Genomic DNA, 26,448 nt, shown 5'->3' with positions numbered 1-26,448 from the left:
CTTCATCCCCTCCGGAGGAAACCATGACCAGCACCAACAAGGCAACCAAGGCCGTGACAAGGAAGCCACCGGCCGGCGCCCTTAAGGCGTACGTCGCCAGCCTCACCGGCACGTCGCTCGAGTACTACGACTTTGCGATCTACTCGGTAGCGTCGGCACTCGTGTTCCCCAAGATCTTCTTCCCGGCAGGGGATGAGTTCGTTGCACTGCTCCTGTCCTTCTCGGCCTTTGCGGTGGGCTACCTGGCACGCCCCATCGGCGGCGTCGTCTTCGGGCGCCTGGGGGACAAGGTCGGGCGTAAATACGTCCTGGTCTTCACCCTGGTGCTGATCGGCATCGCGACTGTCCTGATCGGCGCCCTGCCGGATTACTCCGTGATCGGCGTGGCCGCACCGACTATTCTGGTGCTCCTGCGCCTGGCCCAGGGCATCGGCGTCGGTGGCGAGTGGGGCGGCGCCGTGCTGCTTTCCAGCGAGTTCGGTGACCCGAACAAGCGCGGATTCTGGTCCTCCGCTGCCCAGATCGGTCCGCCGGCCGGTAACCTCCTGGCCAACGGCGTGCTTGCCGTCCTGGCCGCAACGTTGAGCAACGAGGCATTCCTGTCCTGGGGCTGGCGCGTAGCCTTCCTGGCGTCGGCGCTTCTGGTGGCCTTCGGCCTGATTATCCGCCTCAAGCTGGAAGAAACCCCTGTCTTCAAGGCAATCCAGGCCCACGGTGAGCGTCCCAAGGCTCCCATCAAGGAAGTCTTCACCACCGAGCCCAAGGCCTTGGTCTCCGCAGCGCTTTCCCGCGTATGCCCGGACGTTCTGTATGCGCTCTTCACCGTCTTCGTGGCTGTTTACGCAACCAAGGAGCTGGGCATGACCACCGGCAACGTCCTCGCCGCCATTCTCATCGGTTCTGCATTCCAGTTGTTCCTCATCCCGCTAGCCGGGGCAGTGACCGACCGCATCAACCGTCGATTGGTCTACGGCGTGACGGCCGCAGCTACCGCCGTTTTCATTCCGCTGTTCTTCCTGATGATCCAAGGCAAGTCGGTAGTGATGCTGACCATCGGCGTCGTGATCGGCCTGGCACTCCACGCCTTCATGTACGGTCCTCAGGCCGCCTTCATCACCGAACAGTTCCCCGCCCGCCTGCGCTATGCCGGCAGCTCCCTGGCCTACACGCTGGCCGGGGTCGTCGGTGGAGCTGTCGCACCGCTCATCTTCACGGCCCTGTACGGGGCAGCGTCCGGCGGCTGGTGGCTGATTGCCGGTTACCTCCTGCTGACAGCCATCGTCACGATCGTCGGCATGCTCCTGGGCCGTGATCCCAAGCCTGAAGAGGAAGCCCGCCTCCTGGAGGGATCGCACGCCTGATCGGCTGCGAAGCACATGATGGATACCGTGATGGAAACCGTAACCAGCAAGAAGGTCCGCTCCGTGAGGCCGGTAGGCACGCGCGCCGTGCTCGCGGAGTTGGACGGCCTTGCCGAGGTACTGGCCTTGCAGGACCTGCTCAACAGGAAGCCGCTTCCCGGCCAAGTGGACGTGCTGGCAGCCGCGGAAACGGTCATGGTGGTTGGCGAGTCAGCCTCCGCGACCCGGGCCATCGGCGCCCGGCTCCTGCAGCTTGAACTGACAGCTCCGGACGTTACCGACTCCGGGTTGGTGGTGATCGAGACGGTGTACGACGGCGAAGACCTGGCTGACGTCGCTGAACTCACCGGCCTGAGCGTGGACGGTGTGGTGGCTGCGCACACAGGCCAGACCTGGACGGTCGCCTTCGCCGGGTTCGCGCCCGGGTTCGGCTACATGGTGGGCGAGAACAATGCCTTGACGGTTCCCCGACGGGCCACCCCCCGGACGGCTGTTCCGGCCGGATCAGTGGCCCTCGGCGGGGAGTACTCCGCTGTCTACCCCCGCCGTTCCCCGGGCGGGTGGCAACTGATCGGCCGCACGGGAGCCCGCATGTGGGATCTGGAACGGCCCAAGCCCGCCTTGGTGCGCCCGGGCGACCGTGTGCAGTACCGGGCTGTCCGGGAAGTAGTTACCGCCTCGGCCCATGAGCCGGAATCCGATTCGGAGCACCACACTGAATCCGGTCTGCGCATTGTCAGCCCGGGAGTCCAAAGCCTCATCGAGGACCTGGGGCGCAGAGGTCATGGCCCTCTGGGAGTTTCGGCTGCGGGAGCCCTGGACCACGCTTCCATCCGTCGCGCCAATCGCCTGGTAGGCAACGCGTCGACGGCAGCCGCCATTGAGTCAGTGGGCGGTGGACTTTCCATCGAGGCTATCGGCGATCAGGTGATTGCCGTGACCGGTGCGCCAACGACGCTCACCGTCCAGTCGCCGTCGTGGGTTGACTCAGTGAATCACGACGGCGGTCCACAGCCAGGCGCGACGCGGACCGTCGGCATGGCCGCACCGTTCGCACTGCTCGATGGTGAAGTCCTCAGCCTTGGAGTGCCCGAATCCGGATTCCGGAACTACGTGGCGATCCGTGGCGGCATAGATGTTCCGGCGGTCCTGGGCAGCCGCTCTGCTGACACGATGTCCGGAATCGGGCCGGCGCCGTTGACGGTCGGCAAGGAACTGCGGGCCGGCAGTGACACTGTTTCCACCGCGGTGGGCAGTCCCGAGCTCCAGCCTGACTTTCCAGGTGCGGAGACCGTGACCGTGCTGGATGTGGTGCCTGGACCCCGCGCGGATTGGTTCGACCAGTCGGCCCTGGACTCGCTGGCAAGCCAGGATTGGGTGGTCACGCCGCAGTCCAACCGTGTGGGAATGCGCTTGGACGGGCAGCCCCTGGTGCGAACCCGTGACGGCGAACTCCCCAGCGAAGGGACCATGGCCGGAGCGCTCCAAATACCTCCCGCAGGCCTGCCTGTGCTGTTCCTCGCGGATCATCCCATTACGGGCGGCTACCCGGTGATCGGCGTAGTGCGCGACGAGCACCTTGACCGCGCCGCCCAAGTCCCGGTCGGCGGGAAAATCCGTTTCCGGCTGGTCCCGGATTCACCAGACTTCCAAACCCCGGAGAAGTGAGTTTTTAATGCGTAAGGTCCTGATTGCCAACCGCGGCGAGATCGCCGTCCGCGTGGCGCGAGCCTGTGACGATGCAGGCATCTCTTCCGTCGCCGTCTATGCGGACATTGACGCCGACGCAATGCACGTCGCCCTTGCTGGTGAGGCATACAGCTTGGGCGGGAACAGCCCGGCCGACACCTACCTCAACATCGGCAAACTGCTGGATGTGGCCGCCAAGTCGGGAGCGGACGCCGTCCATCCCGGCTACGGCTTTCTGTCCGAGAATGCCGACTTCGCGCAGGCGGTCATCGATGCGGGACTTGAATGGGTGGGACCCTCGCCGGAGTCCATCCGCCAGCTTGGCAACAAGATCACGGCGCGGGAGATCGCCGTCCGGGCCGGTGCGCCCTTGGTTGCGGGAAGCGATGGCCCGGTGGCTTCAGCTGCCGAGGCCCGTGCCTTCGCCGAAGCGCATGGCCTGCCGATCGCCATTAAGGCTGCTTTTGGTGGTGGCGGTCGCGGACTGAAGGTGGTCCGTGAGCTGGCCGAGGTCGAGGAAGCGTTCGACTCTGCCGTCCGTGAAGCCGTGGTGGCGTTCGGTCGCGGCGAATGCTTTGTGGAGCAGTATCTCGACCGGCCGCGGCACGTGGAGGCGCAGATCGTCGCCGACAAGCACGGGAACGTGGTTGTGGCGGGAACCCGGGATTGTTCGTTGCAGCGCCGGCACCAGAAGCTGGTGGAAGAGGCACCTGCTCCGTACCTGAGCAGAGAACAGCGACACCAGATCTACGAGGCCTCAAAGGCGATCGTCCGTGAGGCCGGGTACTTCGGCGCCGGAACCGTGGAGTTCCTGGTGTCCGCAGGAGGCGCTGTGGCCTTCCTCGAAGTAAACACCCGGCTGCAAGTGGAGCACCCTGTCACCGAGGAAACCGCCGGTGTGGACCTCGTCCAGGAACAGTTCCGTATTGCCTCAGGCTTGCCGCTAAGCATCACTGAGGATCCTTCCGCCCGCAGCCATTCCTTCGAGTTCCGCATCAACGCCGAAGACGTGGGCCGGGGATTCCTCCCGTCGCCGGGTACCGTCGCGTCCCTTGAAGTTCCGGCCGGGCCGGGCATCCGGTGGGACTCGGGCGTGCGGGCAGGGTCAGTTGTGGCTCCGCAGTTCGATTCCCTCCTCGCGAAGTTGATCGTCACGGGTGCTGACCGCCAGCAAGCGCTGCGTCGGGCTCGCCGTGCCCTCGCGGAGCTGAAGATCGTGGGTCTCCCTACCGTTGTGCCGTTCCACCGGGCAGTCCTTGAAGCCGAAGACTTTGTTGCAGCGGATGCCCTGCGCGTCCACACCCGTTGGATTGAGACCGACTTCGCGGACCGGATTCCCAACGATCCGGATTACTCCGTGGCTGCCTTCAATGGTGAGCGTCGGACCATCACCGTGGATGTTGACGGAAAGCGACTCGCTGTAGGCCTCCCGGCAGACCTTCTTGAGGGCTGGGCCCGTTCCGGACAGGGTCTGCCTCCGGTATCGGGATTGGCCGATACGCCGGGTTTTGCCACCGGGGAAGCACCCGCCGGGTCTGCACTGGTAGCTGCGATGTCCGGCACGGTGGTCAAGTGGCTCGCCGAACCCGGTGACGAAGTAACCGAGGGCGATCCCCTGGTGGTGCTGGAAGCCATGAAGATGGAGACCCAGGTCCCCGCACACCGGGCAGGCACACTCACCGAAGTCCTCTCGGCTCCGGGGCGAGTAGTCGCCACGGGTGCGGTCCTGGCTCACATCGAGTAGTTCGTTCCCGCGGTTGGCTACTTGCCTGCGGGAGCGGCCACGCCCAGCACGCTGTCCAAGAGGCCATTCCGGAACTTGCCCTGAGGGTCATTGGCCTCCACCAGGGCACGGAAGTCCTCGAACCTCGGGTACAGCGCAGCGAAGTCGTAAAGCGACGGCGTGAAGAGCTTGCCCCAGTGGGGGCGGGAACCGAACGGCTGCAGGCTGCGTTCGAGCTCGGGAAGGAAAGCTTCAACTTCGGTCTGGAGCGGCTTCCACGTGAAGTGCAGGGCAACGCTTTGCTGTTGGTAGAAGGGGCTGAGCCAGAACTCGTCCGCCGCAATGGTACGTATTTCGGAAACAAAGAGGAGCGGAGCAAGCTTGTCCGCCAAGGCACGAACGGCCTGGAGGGCCGCAGGGGCATCCGTCAACGGGAGGATGAACTCGCTTTGCAGTTCTTCCCCGTTGCTTGGCGTGAACTCGTGGCGGAAGTGGGGCAAGCGGTCCAGCCATTTGCCGGGCTCGTCCAGCTGGATGGTGCAGTTCTCCGCGGACATTCCCGGCAGCGGATGAAGCGCGGCCGGGGCAGCTGTGGCGCCAAAAAGATCAGGCAGCGCAGCTTCGGTGCCCAGCGCCTTCAGCCAAACCTGCGGGATCGAGTCTCCGGTGTAGTCGGTGAAGAAGCTGACGCTGTAGGCGCTTGATGCGATGGTTTCGAAATCCGTCAGCGCCCGGTCCCAAGGGAGCCCCGTGAGCACGCGCTGCCGCATCCCGAAGCTCGGGCGGACTGCCAACTCAAGGCCCGTGACGATTCCCATCGCCCCCAGCCCGACTACTGTTGCAGCGAATTCAGGGTCATCCCGGGTGAGCGTCACCAGTTCGCCGGAAGCTCGGACCACGTCCAAACTCACCACCGCTTCAGCCAAGGACGGGTTTTGGACGCCGCTGCCGTGGGTGCCGGTCTGGATGGCTCCGGCTACTGAGATGTGGGGCAGGGAGGCAAGGTTGTGGATGGCATAGCCCTGCTCTTCAATCGCCCGGCACAGGGCGCCGTAGCTGATGCCGCCGCTCACCTTGACCGTCTTCCGGTCTTCGGAAAGGGTGATCTCCTGGGGGAGCGCATCCAGCAGAATATGCGTGCCGCTGGTATCGGCCACCGTGTTGAACGAATGCCGGGACCCAAGTGCCTTGACCCGCGGGGCATTGGCCACGAGCTCTTGGACCTCGCTTACCGAAGAGGGGCGGTGCACGGCTGCGGACGAGTACTGGAGGTTTCCGGCCCAGTTCTTCATGGTTTGATCTTCCTCTGCTTTGGCGAACTCACTCCGTCGATTGTTTGCGCTCACAAAGACGCCGTCAAGGGGAGTCCATTCCGCTGGGACGGCCCCTCGCTTCCCAAGTGGGTCGCATTTGTGCGCGTTTTACCGGGGTTAGAACGCGCACAGCTGCGACTTAGTTGGGCGGGATTAGCCGTTGAGCTTGCCGGCCAGACGCTCGCGCATCCGGATGCTCGCCTCGTTGAGGCCGATGAACTCCACCTCGCGACCATGGTTCCGGTACTTTTCGGTGACGGAATCCAGCACGGCAATGGTGGACGCGTCCCACAAATGCGAGTTGTGCAGATCGATCACCACGCGATCTATGCCTTCTGCGGAATCTCTTGCGTAGTCAAACTGGGTGTACAGGTCATTGGATGAGGCGAAGAAGAGTTCACCGTCCACTGTGTAGGTCGCAACGGTCTCGCCGTTGAGCTCCAGTTCCGTCCGCTCCACCGTGGCGAAGTGGGCCACCCGCCGGGCGAACAGCACCATGGCGGTCAAGACGCCGACGCCGACACCCACTGCCAGGTTATGGGTGGCCACAACGGCAGCAACAGTGAGGAGCATGACGGCGGTCTCAGACTTGGGCAGGCGCCTCAAGGTGGATGGGCGGATGGAGTGCCAGTCGAAGGTAATCAGCGAAACGAAGATCATCACGGCCACGAGCGCCGCCATGGGAATCATCCCCACGACGTCGCCAAGGACCACCACCAGGACCAGCAGGAAGACGCCGGCCAGGAACGTAGACAGCCGTGTCCTGGCGCCGGATCCCTTCACGTTGATCATGGTCTGCCCAATGACGGCGCAACCACCCAGGCCGCCCAGGAAGCCCGTTACGATGTTCGCTGCTCCCTGCCCCCAGGAGACCCGGGTCTTGTTGGACCGCGTATCAGTGATGTCATCAACCAGCTTGGCCGTCATGAGCGACTCAAGCAGGCCGACCAGCGCCATGGACAAGGAGAACGGCGCGATGATTTGGAAGGTCTCCATGGTCAAGGGCACGTTGGGCAGGAAGAACCCAGGCAGGCTGTCCGGCAACTCTCCTTTGTCGCTGACAGTGGGAACATCGATGTGTCCGAGGGCCGTGACCAGCGTAATGAGGACAATGGCCACCAAGGGTGCGGGCACTGCCGTTGTCAGCCGTGGCAGGCCGAACACGATCACCAACCCGACGGCAACGATCGGATAGACCATCCAAGGCACCCCGAAGAGTTCGGGCATCTGGGACATGAACACCAGGATGGCCAAGGCATTGACGAAGCCGATCATCACGGACCGCGGGATGAACCGCATGAGCCGCGTGACGCCCAGGGCAGCGAGGATGATCTGGAAGACTCCCGCCAGGATGATGGTGGCAATCAGGTAGTCAAGGCCGTGTTCCTTCATGACCGGTGCAATGACCAGCGCAACGGCGCCGGTCGCAGCCGAGATCATGGCCGGGCGTCCGCCGACGATTGCCGTGACCACACCCATGGTGAAGGACGCGAACAAACCAATTCGAGGGTCCACCCCGGCGATCACCGAGAACGCAATTGCCTCCGGAATGAGCGCCAATGCCACGACCAAGCCGGCCAAGGATTCGGTCAGGAGGCGGCGGGGCGAGCGGAAAGTCGCCCGCAGGGACATGAGTTGCTCCGGAGTCATGGGTCCTTAAAGTGCAGTCTGGCGGTAGCGCTCAATCTGCTTAAGACGCCGCAGGAGGCTGTCGCGCCGCGGGTGCGGAACGACGTCGGGCGCCTCAGCGGTGAGATCAATGTGTTCGGTCCCGTACTGCCACAGCAGAAGGTCGTCCAAGAGGCGGTCCGGGCCGGGGGAGTAGCGGTGGTCCAAGGCCTTGCGGACCTCGGTAATCCGGTTGGCGCTGAGCAACCCGGCGAGTTCCACGGTCTTGGTGAGTCCGTGGGCTGCAAGGAGTTCGGCGGCCCATCCCCAGTCGTCATCTACTTTACGGTCTACGTGCGGCAGCAGGGTACGCCAGACGTCACGTACACGGTTGGGAGTGAGCGGCGAGGCGCCCTCGCCTTCGAGGTCCCAGTAGCCACGAACTTCCTCATACCGCTCGTGGAGATCGGCGAACGCGGTCTCCACGGTTTCCAGCATGGCGGCCGTGGCGGTGAATTGACGGTCGAAGTGCGGGGTCCAGGCCCGGGGGTCCTCCGCCTTGAAGCGGATGTCGTGTTCGATCTCGCTCCACGCGTGGGCGAACACCGTGCGGATCTGGCATTCGAAGAAGTAGCTGCCGTTGGCGGGCAGATCCGGATTGAAGACCTGCTGGTACTCCTTCACGGTCTCGTTCTGGATGGTCCGCAAAATGAGGTGCCGGCTGGAATAGCCGTACGTTCCGGACTCGATGGAGCCGATGTCCTTTTCCCGGTCCCCGCGGCAATCGAAGAGCTGGCGCTGGCGCTTGATGATGTTGGCTACCGCGGCGTTCTCCGCGGGCAGCTTGGTGATGACCCGGATGCCGACCATGTCATTCAGCGTCCGGAACGGGTCCGGAAACTTGAGCATGCGAGGGCCACCCGGTTCCAGGGGTTCCTCCGTCCGGGAGATCTTTTCGCGGAACGAATCGACGGTCTTGGTGCGGCCGGTAACGAACAACGGCGTCACCTCGGCGTCGTTGAGCAAGTCCCGAAGGGTCAGCAAAACATCACGGGTAACACGCTTAAGTGCAGGACGCACCCGCTCGTAAAGTTGGACGTTGGCCTCCACCGCTTTGCGCTGATCGAGGTCCAAGCTGTCCCAGTTGCTCGCCATGGATCCAGCTTACGGTGCGGCCCTGACAGCGAAGCCGGACGCCCCGCCGTCGAACTGCTGCTAGCCAAACCGGCGGCCGCTCGCGATAGGCTCGATACAAAGGAGGGCGCAATGTTGCGGCACAAGTACAGCTACGGCGAACACCCCAGTCAGTGGGGCGAACTCTTCATACCTGAACCACACAACGGAAACCACCGGGGCCCGGCGGCCGTGACGGGAGGTGTCGCCGTCGTGATCCATGGCGGTTATTGGCGCTCCCAGTACGGCGCAGAGCTGGGTGAACCCCTTGCCCGCGACCTCGCGGCCCATGGCATCACCGCCTGGAACCTTGAATACCGGAGGGCCGGGAACGGCGGCGGCTGGCCGCATACCTTCGAAGACATCCTTGCCGGCATCGACTATCTGGCACAGATCGCCGGCAACCATGACCTCCAGCTCGGCAAGGTGGTGGCACTGGGCCACTCCGCCGGTGGGCACCTTGCGGTATGGGCCGCCGGCCGTGGCCGGTTGTCCTCCATCGGAACGCCCGACGCCGATCGGCAGCTGGAGCGCGGACCGGAAGACGAAGCCGTGCACCTGACCGGCGTCGTGAGCCAGTCCGGACTCCTGAACCTCGCAGCGGCCGAACGCCTGAACCTCAGCAACGGCGCGGTCTGCAACCTGATGGGCGGAGATTCGGCAAGATACCCCAAACGGCATAAATACGCAGACCCCATGACGTCCCTCCCGATCGACGTTCCTGTATATGCCGTTCACGCCATGAATGATGAGGATGTTCCGGCGAGCCAGTCCGAGGCCTACGTCGCAGCAAGCAACGCATCCGGCGGCTCGGCACAACTCCTGAGGGTTCCGGGGGACCACTTCGACCTCATCGACCCGAAGGCCGTGGCCTACAAGAAGTGCCGCGAACTGGTCCAGCGCCTGCTCTCCTGACCGCTGGTTCAGCCCAACGTCCTCTGGCAGAGTTGTCCCATGCTGACTGTTATTGGCGAGGCGCTTGTTGACGTCGTCCAGCGTTCCAGCGGGATAGAGGCCCACGTTGGCGGCAGCCCGCTCAACGTCGCCGTGGGCCTGGCCCGGCTGGATCATCCCGTCCAATTCCTGGGCCGGTACGGAAAGGACGCTTACGGGGACTCCGTGGGCGCCCACCTGCGGTCCAGTTCAGTCATGGTTCCGCTTCCGCCCGACGACAAGCCCACCAGCGTGGCCACCGCCCTGGTGGACGACGACGGCGCCGCCACCTACACGTTCGATCTCGCCTGGGACGTCCCCGGACTCATCGGGCGGCTGCCCCTCATGCTGCAAGGTGCCACTCTGCTGCACACGGGATCCATCGCCGCTTTCCTGGAACCCGGGGCCGCGGAAGTGCTCGCCGCCGTCGAGTTCGCCCACCCGCGATGCACCGTCAGCTTCGACCCCAATTGCCGCCCCAGCATCATCACAGACAGGGAATATGCCCGTAAGCAGGCCGAACGTTTCGTGAGCCTCGCGGACGTGGTCAAGGCATCGGACGAAGACCTTGAATGGCTCTACCCGGGCGAAGATGTCTTGGACTCGGCCCGTCGCTGGATGGCACTGGGCGGCCATGAGGGGCCCGCCATGGTGGTGGTGACGCGCGGAGCACGGGGCCCCTGGGGGATCACGCGTGCAGGCGAAACCCAGGTTCCGGCACCGCTGGTAGATGTGGTGGACACGGTGGGTGCCGGTGACTCGTTCATGGCCGGTCTCTTGTCAGCCATTGTGGACCGCGGGTTGGACGGCGCCCAGAACCGCGATGAACTCCGTGCCATGCCGGATGAAACCCTCGCCGCCATCATGGACCACGCGGCGAGGGCTGCGGCCGTCACCGTTTCACGCGCCGGAGCCAATCCGCCGTCGAGGGCTGAACTGAACCACGCCTAGAACTCAGGCGGCGCCGTGTCCTTCAGCGACTTCTTCTCCCGCCTTGACCGGTCCCGGGGGTGTGCCGTCACCGAAGGGACGCCCGCCGAGGGACTCCCGGCCGTGCGGAGTCAACCATCCGGACAAGTCCGGCCCCGCCGGGACGATCTGCGTCGGGTTAATGTCCTCGTGGACGATGTAATAGTGCTGCTTGATCTGCACGAAGTCGATGGTGTCCCCGAACCCGGGCGTCTGGAACAGGTCCCGTGCGTAGGCCCACAATGCCGGCATCTCGGTGAGCTTGTTCCGGTTGCACTTGAAGTGGCCATGGTAGACAGCGTCGAACCTTGCCAGGGTGGTGAAGAGGCGGACGTCGGCCTCCGTGATGGTGTCTCCCACAAGGTAGCGCTGCTGGGAAAGGCGTTGTTCCAACCAGTCCATCGCCGTCCATAGCCGCTGGTAGGCGGCTTCATATGCTTCCTGGGACCCCGCGAAACCACAGCGGTAGACGCCGTTGTTGATTTCGGTAAAGACCCGCTTGTTGACCTCGTCGATTTCCTGCCGCAAGTGCTCGGGGTACAGCTTGGGAGCTCCGGGGCGGTGGAATTCCGTCCACTCGGTGGAGAAGTCCAGGGTGATCTGCGGAAAGTTGTTGGTAACTACGGCGCCGCTGGGGATGTCCACAATCGCGGGGACCGTTATGCCCCGCGGGTAGTCCGGGAAACGACGGAAGAAAGCCTCCTGCAAACGTTCGATTCCCAGCACCGGGTCCTTGCCGTCGGGGTCGAGATCGAACGTCCAGGAACGGGCGTCATGAGTAGGCCCGGGCTGGCCGAGGCTGATGGCATCCTCAAGGCCCAGGAGCCTGCGCACTATGACCGTGCGGTTGGCCCACGGGCACGCCCTGGCAGCGATGAGGCGGTACCGGCCGGCTTCCACGGGCCAGCCGGGTTCGCCGTTTGGTCCCTGCGTGCCGTCCCGGGTGATGCGGTCCTCAATGTAATTGGTGTCCCGGTTGAACTCGCCGCCGGTGACGTATGCGCCTTTTGTGCTGTACTCCTGGGTCGTTTTCTCACTCATGGACCCACACTATGTTGTGCTTCTTACCGCAGGCGAGGGCCGGGGGAAACGCCGGGGCTACCCACGTAGACTGGCATGATGCGGCTCGTAGCAAGTGATATTGACGGCACCATCCTCGGTCACGACGGAAAAATCAGCGCCAGGACCATCAGGGCGTTCCAAGCCTGCCGCGACGCCGGAGTGGAACTCGTCTTTGTCACCGGCCGCCCGCCGCGCTGGCTGTACCCGCTGGAGGAGCAGCTCGGGCACAGCGGAATCGTCATTTGTTCCAACGGCGCCGTTGTTTGGGACCCTGCTGCCGGGAAGCCCATCTCGTCGACGGCGCTGGACATCACGGCGGTCTTTGAAGCGCGGCGAATCATCAAGTCGATCAGGCCTGACGCTTTGTTCGGGGCGGAGACCCTCCACGGCTTCCACCTTGAACCCGGTTTTATCGAAAACGAAACCAGCGAGCTGCTCGGGGAATTCACTCCCGCCCCCTTGGACCGGACACTGACGGCCGCTGACGCAGTGGTGAAGTTCCTGGCCATCACCCGGGAAGGCACCCCGGACGAGTTCCTCGCGGAAGTGGGACCCGCCGTCGCGCACCTGGTGGCTACAACGCACTCTGCGCCCCGGACCGCTTTGCTGGAGATGTCCGTGCCGGGCATCAATAAAGCCGTGACGCTCGCAAAGTATGCCGAGTCGCTGGGCATTGAAGCGGCTGACGTCGTGGCCTTCGGAGATATGCCCAACGACATCGAGATGCTGCGTTGGGCCGGCCACGGCTACGCCATGGCCAGCGGACATCCGGAAGCGATCCTCGCTGCCGGCCGGCAGGCTCCGCATTTCGATGACGACGGTGTGGCCCAGATCCTCGAAGCGAAGTTGGCCGGGGAGAAGGTCTAAGCCTTCAAGGGTGCCGCACGCCCTCACCGGCGAGGATTGCCCGGTAGCCCTCCTTGTAGCTCGGGTAGGTGAAGGTAAAGCCGGTGGACCGGAGCCGCTGGTTCGAACAGCGTTTGTCTCCTGGGCCGCCGTCGGACGCAGGCCCTGCCGGAGGTTCCGGAAGCTGTAGTTCCTTGGCGAGGAAGCGCAAAACGTCGCCCAGTTCAGCCGATTCGTTGTCCACGCCCACGTAGACCGCATCCGGCTCCTGTTCCATGGTGGCTAAATGGACGATCATGGCAGCGGCGTCGTCGCGGTGGATGCGGTTGGTGTGCTTCGGTTGGGCCGGGATGACGGCCGTGCCGGAGCGGACCTGGTCAATGAGCCGGGTCCTTCCAGGGCCATAGATCCCTCCAAGGCGCAGGACCACGGCTTGGGATTCGCCGGCGCACGAGAAGAGCAGCTCCTCCGCTTCCAGGAGAATTTTTCCGCTGAAACGGGTTGGTTCGGTGGGGGTCGATTCGTCCACCACGGCTCCACCTGCGTCCGGGTAGACGGCCGTCGAAGAGATGAACAGGATGCGCCGGGGCGGAACAGCCTGGCGGTCCACGGCATCCAGGACGTGGGAAAGCCCGTCCACGTATGCTGCCCGGTAGGCCTCCTCGGTGGAAGCATCAGCGGCCAGGGCAATCACTACGGTTCCGGCATCTGCCGGCAGCGCTGGAACCTCTTGCGACAGATCGGCGCGGACACCGCGTATTTCCCGCGGCAGCTTCTCCGGGGAACGCCGGAGGCCGATCACTTCATGTCCCGCCGCCGCGAACCGCAGGCCTGCTTCAGTTCCGAGGTCGCCGCAACCGGCAATCAACACAGTCATCCCAATAGTCTGCCAGCCACCACCGCGGGCGGCCGGATCCCTCAGTTACGCTACCCGTGTGACGCTGCCCTATTTTCTTCGCAAGGACGGTTCTTCCGGTCCTCTGGCACTGGCCCATCGAGGGTTCTCCCTGGATGGGTTGGAGAACTCGATGGCAGCCTTCCACGCAGCTGTTGAGCTGGGGACCGTCCACGTTGAGACCGATGTGCACACGACCGCGGACCGGCTTTTGGTCGTTTTCCATGACGCGTCTTTGGACCGGGTGACGAATGCTGCAGGGCGGATCGCCGAGCTGACCGGTGACGAGGTTACCCAAGCCCGCATCGGCGGCGTCGAACCTGTACCGACTTTCGACCAACTCGTCACAGCCCTTCCCGGCGCGAAACTCAACCTGGACGTCAAGGACTGGAACTCGGTGGGTCCCATGGCGGAAGCCATCGAACGGCACGGCATCCACAGCCAGGTCCTCGTCACCAGCTTCTCGGACCGCCGCAGACGGGCCGTCCTGAAGCGCTTGGACAAACGGGTTGCGTCCTCGGCGGGCTCTACCCTCACGGCCCTGTTTGTCTTCCTGGGCCCAATACTTCCGGCTGCGTTGGCGCGTAAGCTGCTTGCCGACGTCGACGTCTTCCAAGTGCCCGTCCGTTACGGCCGCTTTCGCGTAGTAAGCGAAGGCTTCATTCGCCGCGCACATCGCATCGACCGCCTCGTCCACGTATGGACCATCAACGAGCGGGAGGAGATGGAGCGGCTGTTGGACCTGGGTGTGGATGGAATTGTGTCCGACCGGCTGGACCTGCTCAAACAAGTGCTGATTGAGCGGGACGACTGGGTATGAGGACCTTGGCCACTCGTTAGTCGAGTCAGAGATCCTGTTCGCCCTCGATGGCCGCGGGGCGCAGCTGTGCCGCCCGGATGCGTTCAAGGTCGAACTTGGGGCCGCGATCGAACGTGAAGATACCGTTCTTCTCCTGGAAGACGTCGGTCAACTGGGTGTAGCAGTACCCGAACATCTCCGCGTTCTCCAGGAGGACGCGGCACAGGCCTTCGAACCGTTCATGGAATTCCTCTTCGCTGGCCACGCGCTGACCGTAGCCCCAGGAACTCGCCACATCATTGCCGGCCTCAGCGGCCTGCCTGGCCTCTTCCTCGTTCCACCAGATACCCCCGAACTCGGAGACGAAGTAGGGCTGGCCGGCGTAGGGGACCGAGTAATCCCCGCCGTCGGGGGTGCGGTTGAGGAAAGGCTTGCCGGCGGCGAGGCCCTCCTGCTGGAGGCGGAACTTGTCCGGATCCTGCTCGTAGGAGTGGGAATCGTAGATGTCCGTCTCCCGGACGCGGTGGGAGTAGCCCGAGGCATCGATCACCGGGCGCGTGGGATCGGCCAGTTTGGTGGCAAGGAACATGGCCTGCGTGACGTCGTCCAGCACAGTGATGCGGTCATGGAGGAGCTGGTGTGTTTCATTGAGCGGGCACCAGCCGATGATGGACGGATGGTTGAAGTCGCGCTGCAGCACCTCCAACCACTGGGCAACGAAACTCGCCGTCGGTTTCTGGTTGTGGCCGACCGTACCCCCGCCGGACACGCCCCAGTCCCCGAACTCGCCCCAGACGAGGTAGCCCAAGCGATCCGCGTGGTAAAGGAAACGCTCCTCGAAGACCTTCTGGTGAAGCCGGGCACCGTTGAAACCTGCGGCCATGGAGAGTTCGATGTCCTTGACCAGCGCTGCATCGTCCGGCGACGTCATGAGTGAGTCCGGCCAGTAGCCCTGGTCCAGAACGAGCCGCTGGAATACGGGCTTGCCGTTGATGCGCACCACCTTGCCGTCCAGTGCCACGGACCTGACGGCGGCGTAGCTGGCCACCTGGTCCACCGGCGAACCAGTGGCGTCCTCGATGGCCACCTCAAGGTCATACAGGAAGGGATCCTCGGGTGACCACGGCCGGAGTTCATCCTGCGGTATGCCGAGCCGGAGCGATGGCGATAGGTCCAGGTCCGCCCGCACCGACGCTTCCGCTACGGTGGTGCCGGCGTTCCTGAGGATGGCCTTGATGGTGTGGCCTGCGCGGTTCTGCGAGAGGGGAACCTCTAGAGCCAGACTGGAATCGGCAAGGTTGGGAGTGATCCGGAGGTGCTTGATGTGGACCTCGGGAACGGCTTCAAGCCACACCGTCTGCCAGATCCCCGTGGTGCGCGTGTACTGGCAATGGGTGTTGTTGTACCAAGTGGCTTGCTTGCCGCGTGCCTGCATCTCATGCCGGGAGTCCCTGGCCCGCACCACCAGCACTGCGTCCTCGCCGGGTTCGGCCAGTCCGCTGAGATCTGCCGTGAAGGGCGTGAAGCCGCCGCGATGCCGGGCCACCTCCACTCCGTTGACCCATACCGTGGCGTCGTGATCCACGGCGCCGAAATGGAGCAGGACCTTCTTGCCGGCCCACTCCCCGGGAACGGTGATGGTGCGCCGGTACCAAACGGCCTCCATGAAATCCACGTGCTCTACGCCGGACAGGGCCGACTCGGGAGCGAAGGGAACCAGGATCTCCCCGGTGAGCTCCCGTGTGGAGAGGCCGCGCTCCCATCCTGAGTCACCGGCGTCGATCTCGAATCCCCACCTGCCGTTGAGGTTCAGCCAGGTGTCCCGGACCAGTTGCGGCCGCGGGTGCTCAGGTTTGGGAAGGGCGTGGTTGCTGGCGACTGTCAAGGCAGCTCCTTAGAAGGCGGGCTCGTTTTTACAACGTTAGAATCTTTCGCGTCCGGATGCGAGGGTTTGGGCGGCTATGTGGATTATCCGCGAGGAAAGTCGTGGCATGAGAGTCTGGTTAATACAGTCCAGCCGCCGCAAGGAGATTGACGTGACCCAGTACCGCTTGGCCATCCTTGACGACTACCAGCAGGTCTCCAGCGATTACGCGCCGTGGGATTCACTGCTCGACGACGGCGTGAAGGTCACGGTCTTCAGCGCACCTTTCGTGTCGGAGGAGCAGGCGGTGGCGGCATTGGCGCCGTTCGACATCATCGTTGCCATGCGCGAACGCACCCGATTCCCGCGTCATGTCCTCGAAGAGCTGGGCAACCTGCAACTCCTGGTCACCACGGGGATGGCCAACGCGGCGATCGACATGGATGCCGCATCTGAGCGTGGCATCGTGGTGTGCGGTACGGCCGGGTCCCCGGCAGCAGCTCCGGAGATGACCTGGGCCCTCTTATTGGCATTCGCCCGCAACCTTGTGGCGGAGGAGAACTCGCTCCGGGCAGGCGGGTGGCAGTCCGCCGTCGGGTTTGAACTCGAAGGAAAGACGCTCGGAATTGTTGGCCTGGGCAAGATCGGCTCCCGGATCGCCCGGTACGCGCAGGCGTTCGGCATGGACGTCCTGGCCTGGAGCCAGAACCTCACGTCTGAAACCGCGAAGGCTGCCGGTGCCCGAAAGGTCACTAAGGAGGAGCTGTTCCGCGAGTCCGACGTCGTCACGCTCCACCTGCGGCTTTCGGAACGTACCAGGGGGATTGTGGGAGCCAACGAGTTGCGCCTCCTTGGTCCCGAAGGTTTGCTGGTCAACACCGCCCGCGGACCTTTGGTGGACGAGGCTGCGCTGATCCGGGCGCTGGAGGAAGGGTGGATCCGCGGGGCTGCGCTGGACGTTTTCGACGATGAGCCGCTCCCGGCAGGGCACGCGCTGCTGCATTCCCCACGGACAGTCCTCTCGCCGCACATTGGCTATGTGACGCACGAAAGCTACCGCCAGTTCTACGGAGGGGCGTTCGAGGACGTCAAGGGCTGGCTGGCGGACACCCCTGTCCGGGTGTTGAACGGCTGAGCCAGGGCGCTGTGGCGCACCCGTTAGCGCTGATCGCACCCGTTACGACGCGACGGCGCACCCCTTCGCGCTTGCCGCTCCCGTTGCTACGGTAGCGGTTGGCGGAAAAGGATGCGACCCCCTCGCCGCCAACTAACCCGGCGCCGAAACACGTCTCATTATGCGACTCATTACGCGATCGGCAAGCGCTTTCCCACCAAGGACTGGCAAGATAGATCCATGCGTATCCTCATCGCCCCTGACAAGTTCAAGGGATCACTGACCGCCGCCGAAGCCGCGTCAGCCATGGCAGAAGGTGCCCTCCGCGTCTACCCGGACGCCGTCACTACCCAATTCCCCGTAGCCGATGGCGGCGAAGGCACCCTCGACGCCGCCATCGCCGCTGGTTACGAAGAGCGGAACAACGCCGTTGTTGGCCCGATCCTCAAACCCGTCGGCGCCTCGTGGGCCATTCAAAAGAACTCCTTCGGTGGAGCGACAGCGGTCATCGAGACTGCCCAGGCCTCCGGCCTTGCACACATGGAACCCACCCCGGAGAACTCCCTGCGCGCCCATAGCTACGGTTGCGGCCAGCTCATCGCCGCCGCCCTCGACGCCGGTGCCACCGAGATAGTGCTGGGCTTGGGCGGCTCGGCAATGTCCGACGGCGGCAGCGGAGCCTTGCGTGCCCTGGGGCTCAAGCCCGTGGACTCGGCAGGCAACGTAGTGCCGCTTGGCGGAGGTTCCTTGGTCGACGTCGTCGCCTTGGACGTATCCGGGCTCGACCCGAGGCTGTCCAGCGTCAAGTTCCGGATCGCCGTCGACGTCCAAAACCCGCTGTACGGCACCGAAGGCGCCGCCCATGTTTTCGGCCCCCAGAAGGGTGCCGATGAAGAGGCTGTCGAAAAGCTCGACGCCGGACTCCGCAACTGGGCATCGCTCCTGCGGGAATCCACGGGCCGCGACGTGAACGTTCCGGGTGCGGGGGCGGCAGGTGGCTTCCCGGCGTCGTTCCTTGCCTTCACCGATTCCGCGCTGGAAGGCGGGTTCGCCCTCGTGGCGGGCCTGACGGGCTTGGCGAAGCACTTGGCTGAGGCCGACCTGGTGATCACCGGTGAAGGGTCCATGGATGAGCAATCGCTCACGGGCAAGGCCCCGATTGCGCTGGCCGACGCTGCCAGCGTGCATGGCATCCCGGTGGTGGCTGTTGCCGGCCGCATCACGGTCACGCCGGAGGACTTGGCAAAGCACGGCATCGTGGCTGCCGCCCAGCTGCTGGACGTAGCCCAGCGCAAGGACGGACTTCCCGATGTTGCGGATGCGGTGGCCAACGCCGGAAAGTACGTTGCGTGGGCCACGAGCCAGGTGCTTGAGGGCGCTTAGGAGCTACTGGCGGTAGCCCTCCACTTCGCTGATGGGGCGGGCTTCGGCTTCGTCCGGGTCCTCACCGGCATCCAGCTTCGCGCGGCGCTGGCGGAGGAGGTCCCAGCATTGGTCCAGCTGGGTCTCTACCTGGGCAAGCCGTGCCCGGTTGTCATCGCCGTCGTCCACTGCTTCGTCGCGAAGTCGGTGTTCTTCTTCCACCAGTGACTGAATGCGTTCCAGAATGTCTTGGTTGTCCATGACTGTCTCCTCTGTTGCTTGCTTTCTTCGGTTAGTGCTCAGGCGGGGCCGTTGGCGCGGGCTATGGACACTGCTGCTTCCACTCCGCCGGTCCACGGTTCGCCATGGCCCGGGAGTACGAGCTCGGCCTTGGTGGCGGCCAGCTGTTTGAGCGACGCCAGGTTCAACGCGCTGTCCGCGGTCGCCGCTCCTGCCACAATGCGGGGTCCCTTGTTTTGGGTATAAGGGTCCAGGGTGACCAGCGCATCTCCGCTGAATAGGATGCCGCGCTCCCTCAGGAACAAGGCGCAGTGTCCGCTGGTGTGCCCGGGTGAGAACACGATCTCCGGGCTGCCAGGAACCGGAAGTGCGCCAGTACCCGGAAAATGCCGAACATCATCGATGCCCGGAACCTTCAAGGCGCCGGCCCTGGCCATGCTTGCCATTACCGGCAGGCCCCTCGGGTGCGTCAGTGAAAAGACAAAGCGTGAGCGTTCGTGGCGGTAGCGGTAGGGGTGTTTGGCGATGAAGGCGTCCTCTGCATGCACCCAAACGGGGATCTTGAGCTCCAGATGCAGCCGTTTGGCAAGGCCAAGGTGGTCGAAGTGCGCGTGAGTCAATACCAGCGCGCGGATATCTTGGAGCGAGAAGCCCTGCCCTTGCAGGGCACGTTCCAACGGCGTCCACATTGCCGGCAGGCCGGAATCCACCAGGGTGAGTCCTTCCCGGCCCTCAACAACGTAGAAGTTGACGTAGGCATCCGAGAAGCGGTGCACGCCGTCGGCGACCTCGGTCATGGTCATGATGGTCCTCCTGGGTGCTCCACACGAACGGCGGGTCCTTCCCACCATAAGCATCCTTAGTATTTGGGGGCAAGGGTGTGCCTGAGGTAGGCGCTTGGATGGTGGGCGGGGCGACTTTTTGTGCGCAGGAATTTCCTGCGAAAAAAGCGGACTGGATAAAAAAATAAAATTAGGTATGGTGAAGTTACTGCGAGTTTGAAAGGAGTAATTATCCATGGCCAGAAAAACGCCTGGCGGCGGTGCTGCCAAGAAGGCTGGAAAGACCATCCTGGAAAAGCGCGCCGAAAAAAGGGCAAAGGCTGAGAGCAGCGGCAACATCTTCACCAAGCCGCGCAAGAACCAGCGCTAGCAAGAGCTGGCCCCGTCCGGACTCCTAGCCGCGACGGGGCCCTCCTTGCGGCTCACTGCAAATGCAGAATTTCTAATGTGGTTAGCAAAACCTGCTTGCATAATTCAGGCGAGCGGCTTAATGTGCCGCACAAAAACTTCGAGGATCCGTCCTCTTGAAGTGCGCGTCGGCATATTTTGAGTTCCAGTGAATTTCTTGGTCCCTTTCGGCGCCGATCCTCGATATCCGACGACGGCGGGCCCTGGGTACTCTGCTTCCAGTCGTGCGGCGCATTGGCTTACGAGCCCACCGCCCCCGCGGGTGTGTAAAGCGGCCGGCTCTTAACACCGGGGGTTTCATGCGCTAGGTTTATCCAACCTGCGTCGGGCTGGCTGGGGAGCGCACGCCACGTCTAACGAAGCGAGGTAATGCAATGCGAATCAGAATTCTCTCTGCTGCACTGTGCGTCGGCGCGCTGACGGCGCTGTCGGCCACACCGGCTTTCGCCGCCGGGAAAGTGGAACAGGGTCCGCAGAACTCGAACTCCATTTGTTCTTTTTCGGGACTGAATGATGACCCGGATGCGGCATACCCGGAGGGTGGTCGGGTCCAGTCATATGGTCAAGGCGTCAGGCAGGGGCTCAAGGATGAGCTGGCGTCAATGGGCGAGTCACCTGCGCTGCTATGTAACGCCAAGAACCTTCCTTGGCAGACGGTGACCGGTAGCCACTAGGCATTCGAAACGGCGCGTCCTGGCCGCGTTCCGGCAGGGCGCGCTGCTTTCTGTGGTCGCGCGCGCCGGTGAGCCAAGGCGCAGTGCGGGGGGCCGGCGTCGGGCTTTTAGTCCTTGCGCAGACTGTAAGTGGTGATGACGTTGCCCTTTGAGGTGGCGTACTGGTCCTTGAGTAGCAGCCGACTGAGGGGGGCGCCCTCCTCGAAGAGGCGGCGGCCGCTCCCGGCAATCACGGGATGGGTCATGAGGGTCAATTCGTCCAGGACGCCGGCGAAGAAGAGCTGCCGGACTAGGGATATGCTTCCGCAGACTGCGATTTCCCCGCCGTCACGGGACTTGAGTTCCGTGACGAAATCCTCGACGTCGCCGTCGATCAGGTGCGAGTTCTGCCATTCCAGCGGCTCGGTCAACGTCCGCGATGCGACGTACTTCTCGACAGGGTTGATGAAGTTCGCGAAGTCGTCATCCTGTGACGCGTTGGGCCAGTACTGGGCCCATTCCTGGTAGCTCACCCGCCCCAACACCACGGTGTCTACTGTGGTGATCATCTTGCCGAGACCCTGACCGAGCTCCGCATCGAAGCTGTCGAACTGAAACTTGAAAGGGTCCTGAATCGCGCCGTCCACGGAGTGGAAGAGCCCAGCGGTGACTTTGCGCATGAATGCCTCCAGATCGAACGTCAGGCCCACTGTAGTTATTGTCGGTCAGCGAAGGAAGTCTATTGCCTATTCGCTGTTACATGTAACGTTAACCGCATGAGTGTAAGAGAGCGAGTGAGTGAGCATCGCCGGCGCATGCGTGAGGCGGGCTTCCGGTCCATACAGGTCTGGGTTCCCGATACGCGTGCCAAGAACTTCGCTGCGGAGGCACATCGGCAGTCGGCTATGGCGGCGGACGCTGCCAAGCACTCCGACGACCAAGAGTGGATCGAGGCCGTGTCCGTTTCCTGGGATGACGAGTGAGGGGTGAGATCTGGACTGTTGCGGGAGGTGTTTTTGCCTCGAAGCCACGTCCCGCCCTGGTTATTCAGGATGATCGCTTCGACGCCAACGACTCTCTGACTGTCCTGCCGTTGACGTCGACACTTGTGGACATTCCATTATTGAGAATCCCTGTCCAGCCCTCTGAACTTTCAGGCCTTGTGCGCGAGAGTCACATTATGATCGACAAGCTGACCACCGTCCGCCGCGCCAGCGTGCAGACGCGCGTTGGGCGTCTTGCGCCAGTTCAGATGGTGGAGGTTGAAAGGGCGCTGCTGGTCTTCCTTGGCATTGCTTAGCAAGGGCTGAGTGGAAGGTGTCTGGCAATCCGCGCCTTCCCGCTAGGCGGCGGCAGTCGTCAGTCGCGGTGTGCGGGAGGGGAGTGCTGTTACGTTGCTCTTCTCCGGGCTGAGCAAAACGGGAATCTCGCAAAGGCCCGCGTAAAGCTGTAGTTCGTCCAGTGCATCGGCATCAACTGTGGCTTCCGAAAGATCCATCCGAACGTCCAGGCCGCCGCCCAGGCTCTTGGTGCGCTGAACCACGGGGTAGAGGCCCTGAAGGCTGGTGAGGGTAACGCGACCGGTCGCTGCGATCTGGATCTGTTCGCCGTCAACGTCGACGCGAACAACTACGGAGAGCTTCTCGCTGGTCAATGTGTTGCCTTTCATTGGGTAGCTGCCACGCTGCAGCCTCCCCAGCCTAAGCATCGAATGTGATCTACGCAACATTGCGACGAGAAGCTGGTCCTGCATTTGCTGTTTGATGCGGTGGTGCGGTGCGTGGGGGAGGCAAGTGCCGCCGTCGTAAGTCTTGTGAACTACGACGGCGGCACTTGCCGTGTGTGGGTCGTGCGCGGGTAGCGCTACGCTGTCTGGCCAGCGTGCTGGCCCTCGGAGATTTCCTCGACGAGCTTGCTGTTGAAGGCCGGGAGGTCGTCAGGGTTGCGGCTGGTGACCAGGCCCTGATCGACGACGACTTCCTCGTCGCTCCAGTTGGCGCCGGCGTTGCGGAGATCCGTCTGGAGCGTGTGGTACGACGTGACGTTGCGTCCCTTGATGACGCCGGCTTCAATGAGGATCCACGGGCCGTGGCAAATTGATGCCACCGGCTTGTGCTGCTCGAAGAAAGCGCGGGTGAAGTTCTGCGCGTCCTTGTCGACGCGGAGGTGGTCGGCGTTCACCACGCCGCCCGGGAGGACCAGGGCGTCAAAGTCTGATGCGTCTGCGTCCGCTACGGCGAGGTCGACATCGAAGGTGTCCCCTTATCCACGCCGTTGAAGCCTTGGAGCTTGCCCTTTTCGAGGGCGACGAGGGTGGGTTCGCCTCCGGCGTCCTTAACGGCCTGCCATGGGCTGGTGAGCTCCACCTGCTCCACGCCGTCCGTCAACAGGAAGGCGACCTTCTTGCCTGCAATGTTGTGTTCTGACATTCTTCCTCCTCCTGTTTGCTGCTAGGTCTCGGACGCTTCTGGCGTCCGAAACCCCGGCTGGCACAAGGTGCTGCCGTTGCTCTGAGAGTTGTTTGCCTGACCTGATCCAGCCTAAGAAAACCGAAAGTAATAAGCAAGCTGACTATTAAGTTCTATGGCAGGGCTACTTACCTTACTTATCGTTTAACGATAACCTTTGATTGTTGTTCGATAGAAAGGGTAGGTATGGGAAGGCTGGCAGTGCTGGCGCTCCGGTTGGTGATCGGCGTTGTGTTGGCGGGGTCGCTGTTTGTTCAGGTGTGGATGGTCCCATTACTTTCGGCAGATCTGGAGCAGGCCGGCGCGCCGGAGGCGGCACGGATAGCCTTCCTGGTGATCGTTGTCCTGGGCATCCTGTGCGTGCAGGTAGTGGCCGTATGTGTTTGGAAGCTACTCACGATGGTGCGCCGCGGCACGGTCTTCTCGAACGGGGCCTTCAAATTCGTGGACATCATCTTTTGGGCTGTTTCAGCAGCGGCGGTGTTGGTGTTTTCCATTGCCGTTCTGCTGGCCCCGGGTGACGTAGCCCCGGGGGTCGTGTTGTTGATCTGCGGTGCAGCGCTCATGGTTGGCGGTGTCGCCTTGGTGATTCTGGTGCTGCGGACCCTGCTGGCCCAGGCTGTAGCGCGAGACGTTGAGGCTGCCGGTCTCCGCGCTGAACTCGACGAGGTGATCTGATGCCGATCGTCGTGGACATTGACGTGATGCTGGCCAAGCGGAAGATGCCTGCCGGCGTCTTGGCGGAACGGGTTGGAATTACTCCTGCCAACCTTGCCGTGTTGAAGAACGGGCGCGCGAAGGCTGTACGGTTCACCACCCTCGAAGCACTGTGCGAGGTGTTGGAGTGCCAGCCGGGGGACTTGTTGCGATGGGAGGCTGAGGTCCCGGCTAACCGCTGACGCCGTGGCCTTCGGCCTCGCGGCTGACTGCAAGGGGTGGGAACCGCACCAAGTTCGCACTGAACCCACGCCATATGTTGGCGGACTTGGTGATCCAAGCGGCAAAGGGGACCGATCTTTTCATCGAGTTCCTTTCACAGAGGATAGGTCTGTGGCCTTTGAGTCCTCTGCAGGTCAGAAGTACACGTTGCGCCAATCTTTGATTCCATCACAAGCGAAGGAATTCATGTCTATGGCGACGAAGGTTGGCTCAGGCGACGGCTTGCCGGTAAGGCGGCGGCCTAGCGAGTGCACTTACTGATGCTCAGACGCGCTTGGAGGGCGCGCGGGTCTTCTTGGAAGCGGCGGAAACTATAGGCACCCTGAATGCCGAAGAAGCTTATGCGGACGTCATCGCAACACTGGCTGTGCATGCAGGAATCGCCGCCTCGGATGCATTCTGCATTCTCAAGCTCGGTAGGCACTCCAAGAGTGAGAACCATGCAGACGCCGTGAAAACTCCCAAGGAGGCCGTGGGCGAGAACGCCGCATTGGCCCGTCTCCTAGGTGAGAAAACAAAGGCTGGGTATAACGTCTCAAGTCTTACGCGGGCTAAGTCATCCAAGTGCGTCGAGTGGGCGCACAAGCTGTTAGTAGCTGCTGAACTGAAGTTCGCCGCATCATGAGATGCGAGTGGTCGCCGGAAGCGAGGACAGGGTCGCGGTAAGGAGGCCACGAAAGTGGTCCCAGCCTCCTATTTCCCCTTCTTCCCGCTGCGCTTCGCTGCGGCGTTCATCGCCGACTTCACTGCCGGCGGCAGCCCCTCGGTCTCGGTTTCGGGTTCGGCCACGGTCCCGCGCCAACGGGCCAGGCCCTTCATGCCGTGGTAGATCACCAAGGCAGCAGCAGAGCCAAGGGCAATGCCCGTGAACTTCAGTTCGCCGATAGTCCATGTGTAGTCCGCGATACCGATGATCAAGGCCACTGCAGCCGTGGTGAGGTTGATCGGGTTGGAGAAGTTGACTTTGTTCTGGACCCAGATCTTCACGCCGAGGATGCCGATCATGCCGTACAGCATGGTGGCGGCACCGCCCAGGACGCCGGCGGGGACGGTCGCGATCAGCTCACCGAACTTCGGCGAGAAGCTCAGCAGGATCGCGAAGATACCGGCCACCCAGTAGGCCGCCGTCGAATAGACCTTGGTAGCGGCCATAACGCCGATGTTTTCCGCGTACGTCGTGGTGCCGGAGCCGCCGCCGAATCCAGCAAGTACCGTCGCGGCGCCGTCGGCCATCAACGCGCGTCCGGAGACGCCGTCGAGGTTTTGCCCCGTCATCGCAGCTACAGACTTCACGTGCCCGACGTTCTCAGCCACCAGCACGAGGACGACGGGTACGAACAGGCCCACCACGCCGAGGTGGAACTCGGGCGTCTGGAACGTTGGGAGGCCGATCCACGCGGCGGCGTCCATCTTCTCGTAGCTGACTTCGCCGCGCATCATCGCCACGAGATAGCCCACCACGACGCCCACCAGAATGCTAAGCCGGCCCAGGATCCCGCGGAACAGCACGCTGACCAGGATGATCGTCACCAGGGTGATCAGCGCCGTCACCGGGGCGAGGTCGAAGTTGTTCTTGGCTGCAGGCGCGAGGTTCAAGCCGATCAGCGCCACGATTGCACCGGTGACGATCGGCGGCATCAGCCGGTTGATCCATTCGGCACCGAATTTCTGCACCACGGCGCCAATAAGAGCCAGTACGACGCCGGCAAGCACCACGCCGCCCAAGGCGCCGGCAACGCCGTACTGCTGCTGGGACGCCATGATGGGTGCGATGAATGCGAAGCTCGACCCCAGATAGCTGGGCACCCGACCCTTGGTGATCACCAGGAACAACAGTGTGCCGACGCCGGAGAAGAACAGCGTGGTGGCCGGGGGCATGCCGGTGATGATCGGTACGAGGAAGGTTGCTCCGAACATCGCTACGACGTGCTGCATGCCGACGCCGATGGTAAGGGGCCACGCGAGCCGCTCGTCGGGGGACACCACGTGGCCTGGCCGGATGGTCTTGCCGTCGCCGTGGAGCTTCCATTTGATGCCGAGCATGCTCATGGCAGGCCTTCCTCAGAAGAATGTTTTGGGTTCGGTGCAACATTACCGCCGTTGCGTGGCTTGCCCTAGGCGCCGTATCTGCGGTTGGGGCCGGAAAGTCGTCCTGTCCAGCTACGGCACGACACACGGAGTCGCCAACTGTGCCCAACGTCACGGGCCGTCATGGGAAGAGGACAGCCGAGGCCCCCGTTGCAACCA

At 63.3% G+C, this 26,448-nt stretch carries 26 protein-coding genes and 1 pseudogene; 15 read left to right on the top strand and 12 right to left on the bottom strand.

Annotated features, from left to right (window positions below):
* The first annotated feature begins 23 nt into the window (after positions 1–23).
* The 3 genes from OCL88_RS04420 to OCL88_RS04410 are packed head-to-tail and all read left to right on the top strand — an operon-like array spanning position 24 to position 4,794.
* Positions 24–1,361: an MFS transporter gene (locus OCL88_RS04420; protein ID WP_021473210.1), complete on the top strand. Its 1,338-nt coding sequence runs from the start codon at positions 24–26 to the stop codon at positions 1,359–1,361.
* Positions 1,362–1,379: 18 nt separating this feature from the next.
* Positions 1,380–3,029, top strand: a complete 1,650-nt coding sequence (locus tag OCL88_RS04415) for a 5-oxoprolinase/urea amidolyase family protein (RefSeq protein WP_264961745.1) — start codon at positions 1,380–1,382, stop codon at positions 3,027–3,029.
* Positions 3,030–3,036: 7 nt separating this feature from the next.
* A complete protein-coding gene (locus tag OCL88_RS04410) occupies positions 3,037–4,794 on the top strand; it encodes an acetyl/propionyl/methylcrotonyl-CoA carboxylase subunit alpha (RefSeq protein ID WP_264961744.1) in 1,758 nt (585 codons plus the stop codon).
* 17 nt (positions 4,795–4,811) lie between these two features.
* On the opposite strand, the gene OCL88_RS04405 is transcribed toward OCL88_RS04410, so the two are convergent.
* The 3 genes from OCL88_RS04405 to OCL88_RS04395 all read right to left on the bottom strand — a co-directional run bounded on the left by OCL88_RS04405 (position 4,812) and on the right by OCL88_RS04395 (position 8,849).
* Complete coding sequence (locus OCL88_RS04405) at positions 4,812–6,065, bottom strand: D-arabinono-1,4-lactone oxidase (RefSeq protein ID WP_264961743.1); 1,254 nt, start codon at positions 6,063–6,065, stop codon at positions 4,812–4,814.
* A 174-nt stretch (positions 6,066–6,239) separates the two neighbouring features.
* Positions 6,240–7,736, bottom strand: coding sequence for a SulP family inorganic anion transporter (locus OCL88_RS04400; protein WP_031216769.1), 1,497 nt, complete (start codon positions 7,734–7,736; stop codon positions 6,240–6,242).
* 6 nt (positions 7,737–7,742) lie between these two features.
* Positions 7,743–8,849, bottom strand: a complete 1,107-nt coding sequence (locus tag OCL88_RS04395) for a GTP pyrophosphokinase family protein (RefSeq protein ID WP_021473215.1) — start codon at positions 8,847–8,849, stop codon at positions 7,743–7,745.
* Between the two features lie 111 nt (positions 8,850–8,960).
* Between OCL88_RS04395 and OCL88_RS04390 the strand changes: the two genes are divergently transcribed.
* Positions 8,961–9,782 (top strand): alpha/beta hydrolase, encoded by an 822-nt coding sequence (locus tag OCL88_RS04390; RefSeq protein ID WP_021473216.1) that lies wholly within the window; start codon positions 8,961–8,963, stop codon positions 9,780–9,782.
* 39 nt (positions 9,783–9,821) lie between these two features.
* Positions 9,822–10,751, top strand: a complete 930-nt coding sequence (locus tag OCL88_RS04385; protein WP_021473217.1) for a carbohydrate kinase family protein — start codon at positions 9,822–9,824, stop codon at positions 10,749–10,751.
* 3 nt (positions 10,752–10,754) lie between these two features.
* Here OCL88_RS04385 and OCL88_RS04380 read toward each other — a convergent pair whose 3' ends face one another.
* Positions 10,755–11,810 (bottom strand): glutathione S-transferase family protein, encoded by a 1,056-nt coding sequence (locus tag OCL88_RS04380; RefSeq protein ID WP_021473218.1) that lies wholly within the window; start codon positions 11,808–11,810, stop codon positions 10,755–10,757.
* Positions 11,811–11,888: 78 nt separating this feature from the next.
* On the opposite strand from OCL88_RS04380, the gene OCL88_RS04375 reads away from it, so the two are divergent.
* Positions 11,889–12,698 carry an HAD family hydrolase gene (locus tag OCL88_RS04375; protein WP_179013137.1) on the top strand — a complete coding sequence of 270 codons (810 nt, stop codon included), beginning with the start codon at positions 11,889–11,891 and terminating at the stop codon, positions 12,696–12,698.
* Between the two features lie 4 nt (positions 12,699–12,702).
* Here OCL88_RS04375 and OCL88_RS04370 read toward each other — a convergent pair whose 3' ends face one another.
* On the bottom strand, positions 12,703–13,554 hold the full coding sequence (locus tag OCL88_RS04370) for an SDR family oxidoreductase (RefSeq protein ID WP_264961742.1): 852 nt from the start codon (positions 13,552–13,554) through the stop codon (positions 12,703–12,705).
* A 58-nt stretch (positions 13,555–13,612) separates the two neighbouring features.
* On the opposite strand from OCL88_RS04370, the gene OCL88_RS04365 reads away from it, so the two are divergent.
* Positions 13,613–14,392, top strand: coding sequence for a glycerophosphodiester phosphodiesterase (locus OCL88_RS04365; protein ID WP_264961741.1), 780 nt, complete (start codon positions 13,613–13,615; stop codon positions 14,390–14,392).
* A 25-nt stretch (positions 14,393–14,417) separates the two neighbouring features.
* Here the strand turns inward: OCL88_RS04365 and OCL88_RS04360 are convergent, their stop codons facing one another.
* Positions 14,418–16,256: a glycoside hydrolase family 2 protein gene (locus OCL88_RS04360; RefSeq protein ID WP_264961740.1), complete on the bottom strand. Its 1,839-nt coding sequence runs from the start codon at positions 16,254–16,256 to the stop codon at positions 14,418–14,420.
* 151 nt (positions 16,257–16,407) lie between these two features.
* Between OCL88_RS04360 and OCL88_RS04355 the strand changes: the two genes are divergently transcribed.
* Both OCL88_RS04355 and OCL88_RS04350 read left to right on the top strand, forming a co-directional pair.
* Complete coding sequence (locus OCL88_RS04355) at positions 16,408–17,370, top strand: D-2-hydroxyacid dehydrogenase family protein (RefSeq protein WP_021473223.1); 963 nt, start codon at positions 16,408–16,410, stop codon at positions 17,368–17,370.
* Positions 17,371–17,589: 219 nt separating this feature from the next.
* A complete protein-coding gene (locus OCL88_RS04350; RefSeq protein WP_062094453.1) occupies positions 17,590–18,732 on the top strand; it encodes a glycerate kinase in 1,143 nt (380 codons plus the stop codon).
* Between the two features lie 3 nt (positions 18,733–18,735).
* Here OCL88_RS04350 and OCL88_RS04345 read toward each other — a convergent pair whose 3' ends face one another.
* Entirely contained in the window at positions 18,736–18,972 is a 237-nt protein-coding gene (locus OCL88_RS04345) for a DUF2630 family protein (protein WP_264961738.1), read from the bottom strand.
* 38 nt (positions 18,973–19,010) lie between these two features.
* Positions 19,011–19,754 carry an MBL fold metallo-hydrolase gene (locus OCL88_RS04340; RefSeq protein ID WP_021473226.1) on the bottom strand — a complete coding sequence of 248 codons (744 nt, stop codon included), beginning with the start codon at positions 19,752–19,754 and terminating at the stop codon, positions 19,011–19,013.
* 214 nt (positions 19,755–19,968) lie between these two features.
* On the opposite strand from OCL88_RS04340, the gene OCL88_RS04335 reads away from it, so the two are divergent.
* Positions 19,969–20,103, top strand: coding sequence for a hypothetical protein (locus tag OCL88_RS04335; RefSeq protein WP_021473227.1), 135 nt, complete (start codon positions 19,969–19,971; stop codon positions 20,101–20,103).
* A gap of 819 nt (positions 20,104–20,922) precedes the next feature.
* On the opposite strand, the gene OCL88_RS04330 is transcribed toward OCL88_RS04335, so the two are convergent.
* Positions 20,923–21,474, bottom strand: a complete 552-nt coding sequence (locus OCL88_RS04330) for a dihydrofolate reductase family protein (RefSeq protein WP_264961737.1) — start codon at positions 21,472–21,474, stop codon at positions 20,923–20,925.
* A gap of 114 nt (positions 21,475–21,588) precedes the next feature.
* On the opposite strand from OCL88_RS04330, the gene OCL88_RS04325 reads away from it, so the two are divergent.
* Together OCL88_RS04325 and OCL88_RS04320 are read left to right on the top strand one after the other, a co-directional pair.
* Positions 21,589–21,777: an antitoxin MazE family protein gene (locus tag OCL88_RS04325; RefSeq protein ID WP_264961736.1), complete on the top strand. Its 189-nt coding sequence runs from the start codon at positions 21,589–21,591 to the stop codon at positions 21,775–21,777.
* Positions 21,774–22,094, top strand: a complete 321-nt coding sequence (locus OCL88_RS04320) for a type II toxin-antitoxin system PemK/MazF family toxin (protein WP_166184646.1) — start codon at positions 21,774–21,776, stop codon at positions 22,092–22,094. Before OCL88_RS04325 ends, OCL88_RS04320 begins: the two co-directional genes overlap by 4 nt.
* Positions 22,095–22,136: 42 nt before the next feature.
* Here OCL88_RS04320 and OCL88_RS04315 read toward each other — a convergent pair whose 3' ends face one another.
* Together OCL88_RS04315 and OCL88_RS04310 are read right to left on the bottom strand one after the other, a co-directional pair.
* Positions 22,137–22,463 carry a hypothetical protein gene (locus OCL88_RS04315; protein WP_264961735.1) on the bottom strand — a complete coding sequence of 109 codons (327 nt, stop codon included), beginning with the start codon at positions 22,461–22,463 and terminating at the stop codon, positions 22,137–22,139.
* Between the two features lie 194 nt (positions 22,464–22,657).
* Positions 22,658–23,223 (bottom strand): annotated as a pseudogene (locus OCL88_RS04310) (type 1 glutamine amidotransferase domain-containing protein).
* Positions 23,224–23,448: 225 nt separating this feature from the next.
* Here OCL88_RS04310 and OCL88_RS04305 point away from each other — a divergent pair.
* The 3 genes from OCL88_RS04305 (at position 23,449) to OCL88_RS04295 (ending at position 24,826) form a co-directional block, all read left to right on the top strand.
* The gene (locus OCL88_RS04305; protein WP_021473231.1) at positions 23,449–23,940 is read left to right on the top strand and encodes a DUF2975 domain-containing protein; all 492 of its coding nucleotides are present in this window, start codon (positions 23,449–23,451) and stop codon (positions 23,938–23,940) included.
* Positions 23,940–24,161 carry a helix-turn-helix domain-containing protein gene (locus tag OCL88_RS04300; RefSeq protein WP_021473232.1) on the top strand — a complete coding sequence of 74 codons (222 nt, stop codon included), beginning with the start codon at positions 23,940–23,942 and terminating at the stop codon, positions 24,159–24,161. The genes OCL88_RS04305 and OCL88_RS04300 overlap by 1 nt, the downstream gene beginning before the upstream one ends.
* Before the next feature lie 335 nt (positions 24,162–24,496).
* On the top strand, positions 24,497–24,826 hold the full coding sequence (locus OCL88_RS04295) for a hypothetical protein (RefSeq protein WP_139770606.1): 330 nt from the start codon (positions 24,497–24,499) through the stop codon (positions 24,824–24,826).
* Between the two features lie 68 nt (positions 24,827–24,894).
* Here OCL88_RS04295 and OCL88_RS04290 read toward each other — a convergent pair whose 3' ends face one another.
* Entirely contained in the window at positions 24,895–26,250 is a 1,356-nt protein-coding gene (locus OCL88_RS04290; RefSeq protein ID WP_264961734.1) for a uracil-xanthine permease family protein, read from the bottom strand.
* Positions 26,251–26,448: the final 198 nt, after the last annotated feature.

The organism is Paenarthrobacter sp. PAE-2 (assembly GCF_026013155.1).
Lineage (GTDB): Bacteria > Actinomycetota > Actinomycetes > Actinomycetales > Micrococcaceae > Arthrobacter > Arthrobacter ureafaciens.
Note: the sequence above shows the minus strand (reverse complement) of the source record. Positions and strands in the feature narration are given on the sequence as shown.

What these genes read in the sequence shown, in the direction of transcription:
- OCL88_RS04300 (WP_021473232.1), top strand. Translation starts at nt 23,940, where the DNA reads ATGCCGATCGTCGTGGACATTGACGTGATGCTGGCCAAGCGGAAGATG.
- OCL88_RS04385 (WP_021473217.1), top strand. Translation starts at nt 9,822, where the DNA reads ATGCTGACTGTTATTGGCGAGGCGCTTGTTGACGTCGTCCAGCGTTCC.
- OCL88_RS04380 (WP_021473218.1), bottom strand. Translation starts at nt 11,810, where the DNA reads ATGAGTGAGAAAACGACCCAGGAGTACAGCACAAAAGGCGCATACGTC.
- OCL88_RS04420 (WP_021473210.1), top strand. Translation starts at nt 24, where the DNA reads ATGACCAGCACCAACAAGGCAACCAAGGCCGTGACAAGGAAGCCACCG.
- OCL88_RS04410 (WP_264961744.1), top strand. Translation starts at nt 3,037, where the DNA reads ATGCGTAAGGTCCTGATTGCCAACCGCGGCGAGATCGCCGTCCGCGTG.
- OCL88_RS04395 (WP_021473215.1), bottom strand. Translation starts at nt 8,849, where the DNA reads ATGGCGAGCAACTGGGACAGCTTGGACCTCGATCAGCGCAAAGCGGTG.
- OCL88_RS04315 (WP_264961735.1), bottom strand. Translation starts at nt 22,463, where the DNA reads ATGAAAGGCAACACATTGACCAGCGAGAAGCTCTCCGTAGTTGTTCGC.
- OCL88_RS04345 (WP_264961738.1), bottom strand. Translation starts at nt 18,972, where the DNA reads ATGGACAACCAAGACATTCTGGAACGCATTCAGTCACTGGTGGAAGAA.
- OCL88_RS04335 (WP_021473227.1), top strand. Translation starts at nt 19,969, where the DNA reads ATGGCCAGAAAAACGCCTGGCGGCGGTGCTGCCAAGAAGGCTGGAAAG.
- OCL88_RS04370 (WP_264961742.1), bottom strand. Translation starts at nt 13,554, where the DNA reads ATGACTGTGTTGATTGCCGGTTGCGGCGACCTCGGAACTGAAGCAGGC.
- OCL88_RS04340 (WP_021473226.1), bottom strand. Translation starts at nt 19,754, where the DNA reads ATGACCATGACCGAGGTCGCCGACGGCGTGCACCGCTTCTCGGATGCC.
- OCL88_RS04405 (WP_264961743.1), bottom strand. Translation starts at nt 6,065, where the DNA reads ATGAAGAACTGGGCCGGAAACCTCCAGTACTCGTCCGCAGCCGTGCAC.
- OCL88_RS04400 (WP_031216769.1), bottom strand. Translation starts at nt 7,736, where the DNA reads ATGACTCCGGAGCAACTCATGTCCCTGCGGGCGACTTTCCGCTCGCCC.
- OCL88_RS04375 (WP_179013137.1), top strand. Translation starts at nt 11,889, where the DNA reads ATGCGGCTCGTAGCAAGTGATATTGACGGCACCATCCTCGGTCACGAC.
- OCL88_RS04350 (WP_062094453.1), top strand. Translation starts at nt 17,590, where the DNA reads ATGCGTATCCTCATCGCCCCTGACAAGTTCAAGGGATCACTGACCGCC.
- OCL88_RS04415 (WP_264961745.1), top strand. Translation starts at nt 1,380, where the DNA reads ATGGATACCGTGATGGAAACCGTAACCAGCAAGAAGGTCCGCTCCGTG.
- OCL88_RS04290 (WP_264961734.1), bottom strand. Translation starts at nt 26,250, where the DNA reads ATGAGCATGCTCGGCATCAAATGGAAGCTCCACGGCGACGGCAAGACC.
- OCL88_RS04330 (WP_264961737.1), bottom strand. Translation starts at nt 21,474, where the DNA reads ATGCGCAAAGTCACCGCTGGGCTCTTCCACTCCGTGGACGGCGCGATT.
- OCL88_RS04305 (WP_021473231.1), top strand. Translation starts at nt 23,449, where the DNA reads ATGGGAAGGCTGGCAGTGCTGGCGCTCCGGTTGGTGATCGGCGTTGTG.
- OCL88_RS04390 (WP_021473216.1), top strand. Translation starts at nt 8,961, where the DNA reads ATGTTGCGGCACAAGTACAGCTACGGCGAACACCCCAGTCAGTGGGGC.